This window comes from Psychrobacter sp. 5A.1, assembly GCF_030407455.1.
In the GTDB taxonomy this organism is placed as follows: Bacteria; Pseudomonadota; Gammaproteobacteria; order Pseudomonadales; family Moraxellaceae; genus Psychrobacter.
This window is the reverse complement of record NZ_JASDDJ010000042.1, coordinates 1-15,670: the sequence shown is the minus strand read 5'-3', so window position 1 is coordinate 15,670 and position 15,670 is coordinate 1. Positions and strand designations below refer to the sequence as shown.

Annotated in this window: 14 protein-coding genes; 10 read left to right on the top strand and 4 right to left on the bottom strand. The window is 43.4% G+C overall.

What is annotated here, in order from left to right; genetic code table 11:
- Positions 1–121: 121 nt before the first annotated feature.
- A complete protein-coding gene (locus QL982_RS09925) occupies positions 122–484 on the bottom strand; it encodes a hypothetical protein (protein WP_290164631.1) in 363 nt (120 codons plus the stop codon).
- Positions 485–998: 514 nt separating this feature from the next.
- Here QL982_RS09925 and QL982_RS09920 point away from each other — a divergent pair.
- Positions 999–1,712, top strand: coding sequence for a hypothetical protein (locus tag QL982_RS09920; RefSeq protein WP_290164632.1), 714 nt, complete (start codon positions 999–1,001; stop codon positions 1,710–1,712).
- Between the two features lie 283 nt (positions 1,713–1,995).
- On the opposite strand, the gene QL982_RS09915 is transcribed toward QL982_RS09920, so the two are convergent.
- On the bottom strand, positions 1,996–2,886 hold the full coding sequence (locus QL982_RS09915; protein WP_290164633.1) for a LysR family transcriptional regulator: 891 nt from the start codon (positions 2,884–2,886) through the stop codon (positions 1,996–1,998).
- Positions 2,887–3,075: 189 nt separating this feature from the next.
- Here QL982_RS09915 and QL982_RS09910 point away from each other — a divergent pair, with 189 nt between their 5' ends.
- The 6 genes from QL982_RS09910 (at position 3,076) to QL982_RS09885 (ending at position 10,595) form a co-directional block, all read left to right on the top strand.
- Positions 3,076–3,465 carry a RidA family protein gene (locus tag QL982_RS09910; RefSeq protein WP_290164635.1) on the top strand — a complete coding sequence of 130 codons (390 nt, stop codon included), beginning with the start codon at positions 3,076–3,078 and terminating at the stop codon, positions 3,463–3,465.
- Positions 3,466–3,513: 48 nt separating this feature from the next.
- Entirely contained in the window at positions 3,514–4,989 is a 1,476-nt protein-coding gene (locus QL982_RS09905) for an aldehyde dehydrogenase family protein (RefSeq protein ID WP_290164637.1), read from the top strand.
- A 107-nt stretch (positions 4,990–5,096) separates the two neighbouring features.
- Positions 5,097–6,086 (top strand): membrane dipeptidase, encoded by a 990-nt coding sequence (locus QL982_RS09900; RefSeq protein ID WP_290164638.1) that lies wholly within the window; start codon positions 5,097–5,099, stop codon positions 6,084–6,086.
- A gap of 193 nt (positions 6,087–6,279) precedes the next feature.
- Entirely contained in the window at positions 6,280–8,001 is a 1,722-nt protein-coding gene (locus tag QL982_RS09895; RefSeq protein ID WP_290164640.1) for a BCCT family transporter, read from the top strand.
- Positions 8,002–8,136: 135 nt separating this feature from the next.
- Entirely contained in the window at positions 8,137–9,873 is a 1,737-nt protein-coding gene (locus tag QL982_RS09890; protein ID WP_290164642.1) for a hypothetical protein, read from the top strand.
- Positions 9,870–10,595 carry a DUF3726 domain-containing protein gene (locus QL982_RS09885; protein WP_290164643.1) on the top strand — a complete coding sequence of 242 codons (726 nt, stop codon included), beginning with the start codon at positions 9,870–9,872 and terminating at the stop codon, positions 10,593–10,595. Before QL982_RS09890 ends, QL982_RS09885 begins: the two co-directional genes overlap by 4 nt.
- A gap of 71 nt (positions 10,596–10,666) precedes the next feature.
- On the opposite strand, the gene QL982_RS09880 is transcribed toward QL982_RS09885, so the two are convergent.
- Positions 10,667–11,551, bottom strand: a complete 885-nt coding sequence (locus QL982_RS09880) for a LysR family transcriptional regulator (protein ID WP_290164645.1) — start codon at positions 11,549–11,551, stop codon at positions 10,667–10,669.
- Between the two features lie 185 nt (positions 11,552–11,736).
- Here QL982_RS09880 and QL982_RS09875 point away from each other — a divergent pair, with 185 nt between their 5' ends.
- The gene (locus QL982_RS09875; RefSeq protein WP_290164651.1) at positions 11,737–12,864 is read left to right on the top strand and encodes an alkene reductase; all 1,128 of its coding nucleotides are present in this window, start codon (positions 11,737–11,739) and stop codon (positions 12,862–12,864) included.
- Between the two features lie 158 nt (positions 12,865–13,022).
- On the top strand, positions 13,023–13,244 hold the full coding sequence (locus tag QL982_RS09870; protein WP_290164647.1) for a hypothetical protein: 222 nt from the start codon (positions 13,023–13,025) through the stop codon (positions 13,242–13,244).
- Between the two features lie 232 nt (positions 13,245–13,476).
- Here QL982_RS09870 and QL982_RS09865 read toward each other — a convergent pair whose 3' ends face one another.
- Positions 13,477–14,373 (bottom strand): 3-hydroxyacyl-CoA dehydrogenase, encoded by an 897-nt coding sequence (locus QL982_RS09865; RefSeq protein ID WP_290164649.1) that lies wholly within the window; start codon positions 14,371–14,373, stop codon positions 13,477–13,479.
- 446 nt (positions 14,374–14,819) lie between these two features.
- Here QL982_RS09865 and QL982_RS09860 point away from each other — a divergent pair, with 446 nt between their 5' ends.
- A complete protein-coding gene (locus QL982_RS09860; protein WP_290164650.1) occupies positions 14,820–15,563 on the top strand; it encodes an outer membrane beta-barrel protein in 744 nt (247 codons plus the stop codon).
- Positions 15,564–15,670 lie beyond the last annotated feature (107 nt).

Sequence of the window (15,670 nt, the reverse complement as noted above, 5' to 3'; positions counted from 1 at the left end):
AGACTGGTATAATGGAACCACTAATAATAGACCGAGAGCCTTGATACTCTAAATCCTCCTTAACTAAACGTTTCTCAAATTGTAGAGCGTCCTTAGAAAATTGTTTATTAAAATCCTGAATTCACAGCATGACTTCATAACTCGTACTACGTCCTGAGGCATCAGATTTTTTTAACATGCCTTTTTCTACCAAATCATTGATATCTCTTAATGCAGTATCAGCTGAACACTTGGTTATCGTTGCCCATTTTTTGGTGGTCAGTTTGCCATAAAAATTCGTTAGTAAGGTATTAAGCATAGCTACTTGTCTTGTGTTTAGGGCTTGTTGACGGTGCGCCTGCCAAAATTTTGCTTTGTTGATAATCTTATTGGTTGTTGTCTGAGCAGATAGCAGTGCTTGCTCTAGCGTCTGTAGAAACCAAATTAGCCACTCAGTCACATCCGAGTCGCCTTTTTGTGTGCGCTCTAGTATTTGAACCAACATACTTAGGTCACATATTTCATAATTCTTCTTAAAGAATGCGGTGATTAACACTGCTATTCAATGCATATTATGCGGAGATTATCGCGGTTATTCTATGCATTCTACGTGTATAGGCGCATGTTCATGGAAATAATAGCGTATCTACGTTTCGGTTCAGTGATAAAGAACAGCCATCAATTTGACTACGATTAGGACAAAGTAAGACGAATATAGGTCAAATACACTGCTTATATTTACACCATACAAGGCATTGATGCAAAAAACTTAGTAAGGTTATCAATAACCTTGAAATAGGGTAGGATAAATGACTAAGAATAAGATAAACTGCCTCCGCAAGCGTTGACTCGGTTTAGCATATTTCAGATTGAGCAGCGATATTTTATTACTAGAAAGTAAAACCCCAATAATAAAGAACGTTGATAGCAGTGACAGAATCAACTGTCATAAGCATTTTTGCTAGACTAATTATGAAAGCACACTTTATACAAGACCATTGATATTAAGGCACATCACTATGGAAGACGCACCAAATACGATAGAACAAAGACCCGTATTCATGCCCAAAGTCAACAGTGACAATTTGGTAAAAACGGATATGGTTATGTTTGAGCGACATGTGGGATTTGCGAGCAGACAAAAGAAAAAGTCCATCAATGACCTACAACAAGTCATTCGCAAAAAGTATGGATTTAAGCAAGTACTCGAGCTCTCTAGCAAGTCTGGCAATAAGCTAAGTTTTCCGCTAAGCCCGTTCAGCTTACAGATTACGGATGAGCATGATGGTAATCCATATAGTGTCGAAAATGCTTTTCAAGCCAGCATGATCTTTGAAGATGGTGGTCCTTATCTTGATCTGCTAACAGTAGCGCCAAGACAAGCCCGCAAAGATGAGCGACTCACAACCTCAGGCGAACTCATTGGCTATAATTACTTTGGTATGGAGTGGGGCGTAGAGCCGTTAACGACGTTTTATGACTGGCTGTACGTGAATGCTCTAAAGCAAAATACACAGCTTCATGAGGAAGTGATTCAATATCAAGGGTTCACTGATATTACTTTTAATCCTAAAAAGTCCATCCATAGTGCGGCGTATGCGTTAGCGTTATTTGTGGCGCTGCATAAACGAGAGTTACTCGAAAATATTGAAGATCCGATGACATTTTATGACTTATGCAACGGTTTTAAAATCAGTAATACTGAGCATCTGTTGGAAGATGGTTGGGTTTAATAGTTAGGTCAGCGCTCGCTTAAGTTTGCTTAAACCAAAAGCTACGATACATGATGTGTCGTAGCTTTTTTATGTCTCCATGTTCAAAGCTATTAGGGCGTGTCTTCGTTTCAAAAATGGTGATAAAAATGAGATAAATTGCCGTCAAACAAGAAAATAGCGCAGATAATATCGGGATATTGACCAGCTATTTGACGATGTTTGGCAAGATTTAGCCATTTTTAGCCCATTTAGATGACTGTCGAGTGCATTGAAGACACGCCCTAGTAACCATGCTTAAGCATTACAGCCAATAGTTCTTTTGAACATAGGCAATACAGAGATTATAAAATGCTTGAGCTGGGGGAGAGATAGATTTATCAGCAAGTTTGAAGATACCGATCTGTCGGTTTAAAGAAGGGTCCACTAAATCTATCCAAACGAGTTCCGGCTCATTCGCAGGGAAGGCAAGCTTGGGTAGAGTAGTAATACCTAGATCATTACGCAATAAAGAAAACAGCGATGTGATGTTTTCTACCGTGTACCTTGCCCTGCGATTGAGCGCTTCGGCTGGCGTGTTTTCGAGCAATCTGCAAGTGCCGTTATAGATAAACGGCTGCGCCATGAGCTGCTGCCATGTTAGCCCTTGCGATTGATTTAACTCGTTGTTCAGTTCATTGGCTTTAAGGCAGACAACGCCAATGGGGTCTGATATTAATAAGGTGAAATCTATATTTGCTTTATCAATACTGGTGCAATTGCCCAATGCCAAATCTATCTCACCGGCTAACAATCGATTGGCCACACCGACAGAGTTATCATCTATCAATACAATCTCGATATCAGGATATTTCTTTGAGTATTCGACCAATACGCTAGGTAATAGCTTGGTCACTAGCGACGGCACGCTTGCAATTCTAATCTTACCTTTTTCGCCAGACGCAGAAGCTTTTAGGTCGTCTTCTAGCGCTTGATAAACGCTAAGAAACTGCTCAACTTTTGGTAAGCAGGTTTCACCAAAGGGCGTCAGTATGGCTTTGTTTCCAACTTCAAATAAACGCTGACCTAAGGTTTTTTCTAATTCCTTTATCGATGCTGATAAAGCGGCTTGCGAGCGATTGGCGCGATCAGCCGCCGCCCGAAAGCCGCCTTCTTCTACCACAAATAAGAAATGACGCAATTGCTGTAGCTTCATATTCAGACCATTCAAAACTATTCTTTAATAATCTATCTTAAATGATAGATTAAATCTATCAAAATTCAAATTTAATTAGTTAGATTTATCGTTATTAATTAAGTAGGATAAGTCATATAGCAATTGGCGGTGATTAAATAAATTTCAGATTACTTACTGCTGAAACCATTTATCAAAGGACATGACAATATGATGACTCACTCAAACAAACAGGCCGTTAAAACCTCGCTTTATGCATCTAAAGCACCGTTGGAGTGGGCCATCACTAATAATGGAACCTTATACACCGCGCAGATTCCTATTGATGAAAATGGTGATGTGGTTGCAGGTGGTATTGAAGCACAGGCACGACAAACCTTAGACAACCTTAAGCATACTTTAGAATGTGCCAATGTTGGCATGGATTCGGTACTACAAGTCATGATCTATGTGACCGATCGCGACTATCTAAAAACCGTCAATCAAGTCTATGCTGAATACTTTGAAGCACCATACCCAAATCGGGCAGCGCTGGTGATAGCCGGATTGGCTCGTGAAGAGATGCTAGTAGAGCTAGTCGTATATGCCGCTGTGCCTTAAATCTAATTTTAATATTCCATCTTTTAATACTTTATCAAGGAAGCTCTTATGTCAGCTCACACCGCCCAACAGATATTGCAGCAAGACCCAACCAAATCACTTTACATCAATGGTGAATGGCAGGCAGGCGTAAATACCGTTGCCAATATTAACCCATCTGATATCACTGAAACTATCGGCGAGTTCGCACAAGCGAGTAGCGATCAAGTCAAAGATGCCATTGCGGCGGCGCGTCAAGCCCAGCCAAAGTGGGAAGCGACTCCTTTAGAAAAAAAGCAGTCTATCCTACAAGCGATTGGCGATGAAATGATTGCTCGTTGTGATGAGCTAGGTACGCTGTTGTCTCTTGAAGAAGGTAAGCCGTTTGCGGAAGGTCGCGGTGAAATTTATCGCGCAGGCCAGTTCTTCCATTACTATGCGGCCGAAGTGTTGCGTCAAATGGGTGATACGGCTGATTCAGTGCGCCCTGGTGTTAAGGTCGAAGTCACCCGCGAAGCAGTCGGTGTGGTTGCCATTATCTCACCTTGGAACTTTCCAACTGCCACCGCTGTATGGAAAATCGCGCCAGCATTAGCGTTTGGTAACACTGTCATTTGGAAGCCTGCAAATTTAACACCAGCCAGCGCGGTCGCATTGGCTGAAATCATTCATCGTCAAGGCCTGCCAGAAGGTACGTTTAACTTACTATTGGGTGGCGGCTCGTCAGTCGGTGATGCCCTCATCAATTCTACAGACATCGACGCCGTTAGCTTTACAGGTTCTGTACCAACAGGTCGCAAAGTCGCTGCTGCTACTGCACCAAACTTTATCCGTTGTCAGCTTGAGATGGGCAGCAAAAACGCCTTGGTCATCGCTGATGATGCTGATCTGCAAGTCGCTATCGATGCGGCAGTGGCTGGTGCGTTCGGCGGTTCAGGGCAGAAATGTACGGCTTCTTCACGCCTCATCGTGATGGACAGTATTCACGATGCGTTTGTAGACGGTGTGATTGCCAAAATGAAAACCTTAAAGGTCGGTCATGCACTCGAAAACGGTATTTTTATGGGCCCTGTCGTCGATGACAAGCAACTGGCATCAAACATGGACTGGATCGAAAAAGCCAAACAGTCTGGTGCTCATTTAGCGTTTGGCGGTGAGCGTCTAGAGATGCCGCATGACGGCTACTATATGTCGCCCACGTTGTTTACTGAGACGGATAACAGCTGGGATATCAACCAAGAAGAAGTGTTTGCCCCGCTGGCGTGTGTCTTGCGTGTCAAAAACCTAGAAGAAGCGATTACCATGACCAATGATACGCGCTTTGGTCTGACGGGCGGCATCATCACCCAGAGCTTACGCAACAGTGCGATGTTCAAAGAGCAAGTACAAGCAGGCTGCGTCATGGTCAATCTGGCAACTGCAGGTACGGACTATCACGTGCCATTTGGTGGCCGTAAACAGTCAAGCTTTGGCCCGCGTGAGCAAGGTCAATATGCCAAAGAGTTCTATACCATCGTCAAGACCGCTTATCAAAAAGCGTATTAGAAACCTGTTTGACAAGCATGTTAGCCGCTATCGATGCGACAGGGTGTAAACACGCACTGAATAGCAAATGATAGCGGTCACTTATAAAAGTATTAAAGGGAATTGATATGTACCAAGATCATATCGTCATTGACGGACTACAGTATAGCCATTGGGATCGCGACTACTTTAAGATGCTACAAGCCAGTGGTATCAATGCGGTACATGCCACCTTGGTCTATCACGAAGACGCTCGCCAAACCACGACTCGCTTTGCTGAATGGCATGCACGCTTTGAGCAAAACTCAGATCTTATCTTGCCCGTGTACTCAGTGGCTGATATTAAAACAGCAAAAGAGCAGGGCAAAGTTGGCATCTTTTTTGGCGCGCAAAACTGCTCACCAATTGATGATGAAATTGGTTTGATTAGCGTGATGCGGCGCTTAGGTCTATTGATTATGCAGCTGACTTACAACAACCAGAGCTTACTAGCGACAGGCTGTTATGAGCAGAATGACAGTGGCATCACCCGATTTGGTCAGCAAGCCATCGCTGAGATGAATCGTGTCGGTATGATTATTGACATGTCACACAGCGCTGAGCGATCAACGCTTGAGGCGATAGAAGTGTCATCGCGTCCGATATGTATCAGCCATGCCAATCCGACCACGGCTCATGAGGCCTTGCGTAATAAGTCAGACACGGTCATCAGTGCCTTGACCCAAGCAGGCGGGTTGTTAGGGTTTAGTTTATATCCATTCCATTTGCCAAATGGTAGTGACTGTACGCTTAATGACTTTTGCACCATGATTGCCAATTGCGCTGATAAATATGGCGTCGAGCATTTAGCGATTGGCAGTGACTTATGTCTCAATCAACCGCAAGCCGTGCTTGAGTGGATGCGTAATGGTCGCTGGTCAAAAGCGATGGATTATGGTGAAGGCAATGCCAATAATTCAGGTTGGCCAGATACTTTGCCATGGTTCGCTGGCAAAGACGGTATGGAAAATATCTATAACGGTCTGCTAAAGCACGGTTTCAATGAAAGTGATGCTGGAAAAGTCATCGGTCAAAACTGGTTCGATTTTTTAGAGCAAGGCTTAAAGCCTTTGGCTTAACCAATCAGTCTTAAAACAGTGTTTCAATCAACGGTTACTCGAAATCGCTATAAGACGTCTGTCGTCTTATAGCGTATACCCATTTGAAGTAGGTAATTTCGAATTAGATAGTATGTATAGTGAGGTTGTTTGGTTGTATCCTCATTGCTACCCCTCTGATTTAAAACGCAACGCTAGCATATGGAGCCACATCATGGCCGATTTAAAGGGATTTAAACAAGGTGAGCAAGGACGCTCTGCGCCTGTCAATGAAGGTGCAAGTGAGACCAAAGCCGCCGCCATTTCTATCGATTCGTTAGGTCTCAAAAACCCAGCGTTTTGGTACAGTGGTGGTTTCATTGTGGCTTTTGTCTTAATGGCAATCTTTGCAGAAGCACGCTTAGCAAAAATAGTTGAAGTAGGCTTTGCGTGGTCCGTCAAGATATTTGGGCCTTTTTGGCAAATTTTGCTTCTTGCCACTTTTGTTATCGCGTTAGCGGTTGGTGCAGGTCGTACGGGGCGTGTGATTTTGGGCAATTTACCCGTACCCGAGATAGACAGTTTCAAATGGATGGCTATCTTATTCTGTACTTTGCTTGCAGGTGGTGGGGTTTTTTGGGCCGCCGCCGAGCCAATCGCGCATTTCGTGTCAGCACCTCCTTTATACGGTGAATCAGCCGATCTACAACAGCGCGCTTTTAACGCCTTATCCCAATCATTTATGCATTGGGGTTTTTTGGCGTGGTCTATCGTGGGCAGTTTGACCGCGATTGTGATCATGCATTTGCATTATGACAAAGGCTTGCCGCTGAAGCCGCGCACGCTATTGTATCCGATGTTTGGCGAGCGTGTGCTGACTGGTCAAACAGGCGCAATCATTGATGCTTGCTGTATTGTGGCCGTGGCTGCGGGTACGATTGGCCCCATTGGTTTCTTGGGTTTGCAGACCAGCTATGCCCTGAACACCTTGTTTGGTATTCCTGATACGTTTACCACTCAGCTTATTATCATTGTCTTTGCTATCGTGCTTTATACGTTGTCTGCGATCAGTGGCCTGAGCCGAGGCATGCAGTTGCTCAGCCGTTTTAACGTCATTTTGGCGTTTGCACTGATGGTCTTCATCTTACTCTTTGGTCCGACCAATTTTATTGTCAATGGTTATATCCAAGGCGTGGGTACGATGATTGACAACTTCGTTCCAATGGCGACGTTCCGCGGTGATGAAGGTTGGCTGAGCTGGTGGACGGTATTCTTTTGGGGTTGGTTCTTGGGTTATGGCCCGATGATGGCGATATTTATCGCTCGTATTTCACGCGGTCGTACCATTCGCCAATTGATTACCACTGTTTGTATCATTGCGCCGCTCGTGACGTGCTTTTGGTTCACCGTCGTTGGCGGCTCTGGTTTGGCCTTTGAGATTGCCAACCCTGGTAGTGTCAGTAGTGCGTTTGAAGGCTTCAATCTACCCGGTGCATTATTAGCCGTCACGCAGCAACTACCATTTCCTTTGATTACCTCGATATTGTTCTTGATTTTGACGACGGTATTTATCGTGACCACTGGCGACTCGATGACTTATACCATCAGTGTGGTCATCAGTGGCGAGCGTGAACCAAACGCCATGATTCGTACCTTTTGGGGCATCATGATGGGGGTGACGGCGATTGTTTTAATCTCTCTAGGTTCGGGTGGTGTGTCAGCGTTGCAGTCCTTTATCGTCATTACTGCGGTGCCCGTGTCTTTTGTGCTGCTGCCGTCGTTATGGAACGGTCCACAAATCGCACAAAAAATGGCACGAGAGCAAGACTTGTATCGTCCTAACAAGGTAGAGGTAAGACACAAAATAAGCGAAGAAGAACTCGCTAAAGCGTCTACAGAAAATAAAGGATCTACAGAAAAAATGTCTAAAGACAGTATGGCGCAAAAAATGGACTAAAGTTATTGATCACCAAACGGTAAATAAGCAACCAGCCCTCATCTACACGACTGATTTCTTATTTACCGATAAACATTATTATTAAGAGTATTAACGAAGCTGCTGGCTCGATATATTAGGTAAGGTAGTGAAATTATGAATATGGTTTATACAAATAATGTGAATAATAAAAGTATCGATGTCAAACCGCCTTCACTGGGTACAGGTTTTCGTACTCGTGATGTGATTATGGATGCCCAAAGATTGGGCGCGATGCATCAAACCCGTATCAGCTTTGTGCGCACATTACTGCGTAAGATTGATAAAGAAAAATGGACGCTCAGCACCCATTTGTGGGATTTAGATGAGAATGGCTATGGCAAAGTTATCTATCGTCTACATACGCCAGAGCATCTATATCATCTGGTGGTGTTCTGCAACGAGCTGGCGGATGACGAGCGTAACGATAGAGTCATTGCCCAAAAATGGGATGTAACATTTGGTCTAGTGTTTGGCGAGATAAGCGAAGAACTGCTGGATAACTTACAAGCCAATGTGCCGTTGCAAGAAGCAGGTCGTAACTCTAATATGTTGATGGTGCTGGCACGCGCAAACAAGAGCGTACGAGTCTTTGATCATATTGTGAGCTCGCTCGCTGCCGGTCAGCAACCAGATTTAGATGTGTTAGCGCAAGTGGGTTATATCTTGCGTACCACGGCCGTCTATGGCAATGGTAAATTTGGTATTTATGATTTTAAACCGTTAGAGCATAGTGAAGACTTTGACCAATCGTTTCGCGCGCAGATGTGTGCTGTGTATTTGCTGCGTGAGTTTAGCCTAGACTGGGTCGATTACTTGGCCAAGAAAAAGGGCGGTAGCAAAGCAGTTGCGCTGCATCCAGAGATTAAGCGTTACTTGGGAGTTGGTAATGCCACTGGTCTAGGTATGGCGCCGTATTTGATTAATCATCCTTGCGTGGTTGATCAATGGTTGACCACCCGTGAGGAAGCACTGCAAGCGACGTTAATTTGTCAGGTTGAACCCAAAGAAACGGCGCATTTTGCGAGCTTAATCAAACGTGCCATTCAGCATTTTGGTGAGATTGTCACCATCAACGAGCAGCAAATCAAACTCAATGAAACAGTCGTCACAGAGTTAACAGTATTACAAAACAACCTGATGATAAGTATTAATAATTACGCGACATGGGCAGAGTTTTTGCAAGCGCATCATGATTTGAGTCTTGAGAGCCAAGAGGTTATCATTTCTTGCTTGATGGAGTTGTATCCTGAGCGTGTCGATGCATTTCAAAAAAAGATAAATGCCGATGAAACCTTGTCGCTACCGAAGGGCAAAGTCATCCAAGACTTGCTCGATGTCTTAGAATTGCATTATCAGTGGGCGATTAATATTGATTTTGGCCAACCTGACAATAGCCATTGGTTTTGGTATCGTTCGGTGGATAAAGAAGAGCCACGCATGGGCGTGCGCGGGCAAGAGGCGGGCGCGGATCGTGAGCTTGCACTAGACATCGCAAGGCAAGCAAACAGGTTGTATTTTGCGCTTAAACAAGTTAACTCTCAGCAACTGATTTCTGAGTTTACTTTAAATCAACCAAAATACCGCTCAATTGCGCGCCGTGTTTGGACGATGGGACATAAGCAGCTGGGTGATATTCAGATGAATGTCTTGCATAAAACCGCATTACCCATGCATCTGTTACGGTGTAAATTGTCGATGTTTGGTGCGACCAAATTTGATCCGAGGTCAGATCGCTGGGTGCGAATCACCTTGTTTCAAGGCGCACCTTTATTTGCAGAAGTGCATAGTGATGAATGGCTGTTTCCTCTATTACCCGATTTGTCGACAGAGCAGGGAGGTTTTGACTCATGATCGTATCGCATAATGAAATCGTAGCAATGGTGTATAAAGCCTTTACTGGGATGCATCGAGAAGTGGGTGAAGCGGATGTGATTGCCACGATGGTCGCTGAGTTACAGATGGCAGGCTTGGATGGTGTCAGACACTTTAACAATGCCAGTCCGTATATTTTAACCGAGAGCGATACGCCAATCGATATTGTCCATCAAGAGAAAGGCGCTATTCGTTTAGATTTGCACGGTAGTAGCTTGGCTTGTCATTTGCCGACGATCATCGATTATGCCCTTGAAAAAATGGGTGATTTGGCGCATTTTCATATTTATTTACAGAACTGCCATAACCGCTGGCTGGCTTATAGCGAGCTGGTAGGGCTGGCGGCCAAAGGCTATGCTTGTTTGGCCAAATGGGACAATGGCTCTGTACCCAAGCATACGCTATTTACGTTGAATCAAGGGTTTGTCTATCCTGACCTTTACTTTTTTGACAAGGCACAGTCAAATTACAATACCAATGATATGGTCATTGAGATTGCAACGCAAAACTTTGATATTGAACACGATATCCAGCATTTTGACCGTAAAATATCGACAGATGCGCTATTTGAAACCCACCAGCGTGCATGGAAAGAAGGTGTCTATGTGGATGATGAACAGTGGGCGATACTCAAAACAACAGCAGCGGCCATATTGGTTGAAAATAGTGAAGCATCCAGTCGCGGCGCGGGCGGGGTATAGGGTATCTGTTAGATTTTTAACGATATGCTGCTGAAAAAGCTTTAATCAAAACAGCCCACGCGCCCTATATGCTATAGATTTTGTAACTGCTCAATCAACCAACGATGTATACCGCTGTCGTTGGTACGTGGATGCCATGCCGCGATGACTTTAAAAGTGGGGGGCAACGCTTCAATCTTAAGCTCTTTGACCTTGCTGCTCGGCAATAATCGCGAAGGATAAAACGCAATCATGTCAGTGGTGTTCAGAATATTGGGTACGGCCGAAAAGCTAGGCACCGACATCACAATATTTCGTTTTAGACCTTTTTCTGAAAACCATTGATCATGAGAGCCTCGTAAATTAGCCCGCGACGGTGATACCACCAGCTGCGGGTGTGCGGCAATTTGTGCCAGTGTAAATACCTCTGTGGCAAAGGTATTTTCACAACCCGTCACGCATAAATGTTGCTCTTCAAACAGAGTGACATACGATAAATTATCGGGGATAAACTCGGGAAAGGTAATCAACAAATCAAGCTCGCCAGCTGCAATAAGCTGATTAATATTGTCTGAAGCAAAGTCGCGTACGATCAACTTCAGATCCGGTGCGTCGCGTCGTGTAATATTAAACAGTTGCGGTAACAATGCCTGCGTCGCATAGTCGGTCGCACTAATCGTAAAGACGCCTTTGTATGTGTGCGGCATAAAGACTTCTGGCTCTAACAAATCCTCCAACTGTTTTAGGATATCGTCAAGGGATTGCTCCATCGATAGCGCCTTTGGCGTTGCCACCATGCTATTGCCTTGACGAATAAACAGGCGATCATCAAACACCTCACGTAACTTACGCAGTTGCTCACTGATGGCTTGTTGAGTCAGCCCCATTTTGCGTGCGACTTGCGAGAGGTTTTTTAAATCAAGCAGCGCTTGTAATACTCTAAGTTGCTTAATATCGAGCCGATTCATTCCATTCATAATGCATACCATTAATAGTTGTATCTTAAACAATAAGTGGTTGTTTCTAATTGTACCTGCAAAACGCTATGCTGACCAACATTGCTTAAGTAGCCACTAAATGGGCTATTAAGCATCAAAACAGGCCAAATACACTCAATAATAAGCCAACAGCTGCTTTAAAAGAGACACTTATGACACAACCTATTCCAGATACAAAGACATTATTTTCCTCTGTAGCACTTGGGCCTTATACGCTCAAAAACCGCATCGTAATGCCGCCATTGACACGCTCTCGTAGCACGCAACCTGACAATATCCCTAATGACTTAATGGCCAGCTATTATGCACAGCGCGCGTCAGCTGGATTTATGGTGACGGAAGGTACGCAGATTGAGCCAAGAGGTCAAGGTTATGCTTGGACGCCAGGTATTCATTCACCAGCCCAAGTTGAAGGCTGGAAAAAAGTCACGCAAGCAGTACATGACAAAGGCGGTATTATTTTTGCTCAGCTTTGGCATGTTGGGCGTGTGTCTCATACCAGTTTGCAGCCGCAAGGTGCTCAGCCTGTGGGCCCATCAGCGATTGCTGCTGACAACGTAAAAGTCTTTATTGAAACAGGCCCAGGTGCAGGCGCATTGGCTGATCCAAGTGAGCCACGAGCTCTTAGCACTGATGAAGTTGGTGAACTGGTAACGATGTATGCGGCCGCCGCACGCAATGCATTGGAGGCAGGTTTTGATGGGGTAGAGTTGCATTGTGCCAATGGCTATTTGGTGAATCAGTTTATTTCTGAACATAGCAACACACGTGATGATCAATATGGTGGGTCGTTGACCAATCGTCTGCGCTTCTTAAAAGAAATCGTGGCTGCTGTCAGTGATGTGGTGGGTGCTGATCGTTTGGGCGTGCGTTTTGCGCCATTATTTGCCAGTACCACTGAGACACGTGTGTATTTAGGCTTGGTAGAGTCAGATCCCCATCATACGTATGTCGAAGCGGTCAAGTTGCTTGAACAAGCTGGCATTGCTTATTTGTCCATTGCAGAAGCCGATTGGGACAATGCGCCTGATTTACCAGACACTTTCTATCAAGCAGTCAGAGAAGAATTTTCAGGCCGTATTATTTATGCTGGCAAGTACACGGTACAAAAAGCCGTGAACATTTTAGAAAAAGGCTACGGTGATTTATTTGCGTTTGGTCGTCCTTTTATCGCTAATCCAGATCTACCTGAGCGTATCGCCAATAACTGGCCACTCAATGAAGTAGATCCTGCCACGATGTATGGCGGCACTGACGTTGGTTATAGTGATTATCCTTACTATCAAAAATAGTTAACCAAGCAGTAAAAATAAGGCCATTAATGGCCTTATTTTTATTTGTCAATTTAGGACTTGTTGAACATTCAAAAACAGTCAATCTTTAAGCGACAATTATTGTTTTTGTCGCTTAAAGGTTTTTCTTTTATCGTTTTATCAATAGGTAGTAGGCAATGAATCAGAATTCTAAAGATAGACTTATACGCATATTAATAGGATATATAGGGCTGTATCCAACGCTCCTAATTGTATTAACGTTATTGAAGCCTATAACTCAGGGTTTAAGCCTACCGGTGGTGGTATTAATTGAAACCATCATACTCGTTCCATTGACACAGCTAGTTTCTTTCCCATTAGCGGGTAAGCTGATTGATATGCTAAGAAGAGAAAAATAACGGTTCTTTGCATAGCGTATTTACTGCAATATTTGTGTTTATCAAGCTGATTTCTAACGAACCTCTAACGAACTCCAAAGCTTGGTTATACAAATCTGATAGTAGGGTTGTTCTTCCGCACATTAAAAAAGACCTTCAATTGCTTGAAGGTCTTTTTGGTTTTATAAGTAATGCTGCCATTCTTTTATAGAGGATTGACTATAACAAACTATGATGGATAAAGAGCTATGTATTATTTTAAAAAATCAGGTTGCATAAAGGCAGGGTTTGGATACGTATAAAATCCTTCACCAGTCGCGAATCCTAGTTTGTTTTGATCGATTAATTGCTCTTTTAAATATTGAGCAGCCTTAAACCTTACAGGGTTTTGAGTTTTTTCAGCAGATAGTTTTGTGATGTTGTAGGCGGTGTTGATACCGATAGTGTCCAATATGGCAAAGGGACCTGACGGCGCGCCAGTTACTATCATCCACGTTTTATCTATCGTATGTGGATCGGCAACCTCTTTTGCAACCAATTGCAAAGCTGCATCTATAAAAGGCGCCAACAAACTGTTCATGATATAGCCGGGTTGCTCCTTATCCAGCGGCATTGCCACCATACCGATGGCAGTAGCAAAAGCAACAACCTCATCAAATACGTTAGGATCTGTGCCAGGATGTCCCATGATTTCGGCGACATTATGCATCCAAATTTTATTGGCAAAGTGTAGCGCTAAAAACTGCGCAGGTCGTCCCGTTGATTCTGCAAACTGGCTAGGAAGCAAGGTAGAGGTATTGGTCGCAAAGATGGTTTTCTCTGGCGCTAGTTTGGCAAGTTTTTCGTAAAATTCGATTTTAATCTCAGGAATCTCGGGAATGGCTTCAATCATCAGGTCAGCATCTTTGACTGCTTCTGCTAAGTCTGAGGTGTAGCTGAGATTGTCAAAGGCCTTATCCAACTGCTCTTGAGTTGCCCTCAAATCCTTTCGAAAAGCCTTGCACATCAATTGAAATTTTGACTTTGCTTTTTCTAAAACCTCATCATTGATGTCATAGACACTGACATTAAAACCATGAAATGCGGCCTGAAAAGCAATCTGATAGCCTAGGATGCCGCTTCCCGCGACAGTTACATTTTTATACGTCATTGTATTTATTTCCTAATAGTAGTGGATATAAGTTGCTAGATAAATGTCTAGAACTTATAGACCTATTATTAGATGGTTTTTCTTAATTATTCAACCTTCATTTTTATAAAAACATCAGAGATGTCCCAAAAATATTGCTATGCAGGTATCAGATAATTTCATACTACTTGACTTATTGTATTGTTAGATAATTCAACAGCTTGCTAGTAATATTACTAACTTTAACCTAGTGATTTTATGACAACTGAAGGCTAATTTAATATCATAACGACATTTTTAATGACTGTTGATGTCAAAATATTGTCGACGAGGTTGTAAAGGAGGACGTAAGCAGTGATGTAGGAACACTCAACAGACTCTAGTACGTTCTAAAAATATCAGTAGACGCGATAACCTGTTCCCTAAACCACTTTGGCTTTGAACACCTTTTTAATTAGGGAACACTTATGACATTTTTAACCAACGCAAAAGCATTATCTACCTTTGCTGTTTTGGGCTTATTTGCACTACCTACAGTCGCCATGGCAGATATGACAGAAGGTCTATATGGCACAGCACAACTGGGCTATAGCATTGCGGATACTGATTCAAAAGCCTATGGTAATAATATTGCAACCGATAATGATTTCCCAAGTTCATTTGAAGCTGATAATAGTATGGTCGGCGGTATAGGATTGGGTTATCAGTTTAACCAGAACCTACGTATAGAAGGTCGATTGGCAAAACGTAGCTTTGATATTGATGACTCACGTTACGGTACAGGCGCTCGTGATGGCGAGCAATACATTTTAGATGGTGAGTTTGAAAGCTTAACGATGACTCTTGAAGGGTTTTACGATTTCCCAATTAGTGCCTCATTTACCCCTTACGCTAAAGCAGGTATTGGACTTTCAAAAAATGACTATTCTGCTCGATTGGGCGGAACTGGCGTAGCAGGGTTTGATGCATTTGATGGCAAAGCAGATGGCTATTATGACAACTACGCTGATGGCGACTCTAGCGAATTTACGTGGAATATTGGAGCAGGTGCAAGCTATGCATTGACCCCAAGCACCCATTTATATGGAGAGTATCAATACATCGATTTTGGTGGCGACGTACAAACAGGGCAAGACGGCTTCAGCGATGGCTTTGAGATCAACGACGCCTCTGCTCATGAATTTAACTTAGGCTTACGTTATCAGTTTTAAGGTTTTGTAATTTATCAACTTATCTTAGGGTGTAGTGGTCAACTAATTTAGGACACCTGATAAGAGGTTTTTATTAAAGTAGCGCTTCTCTTTTTCTAACGGTGTTA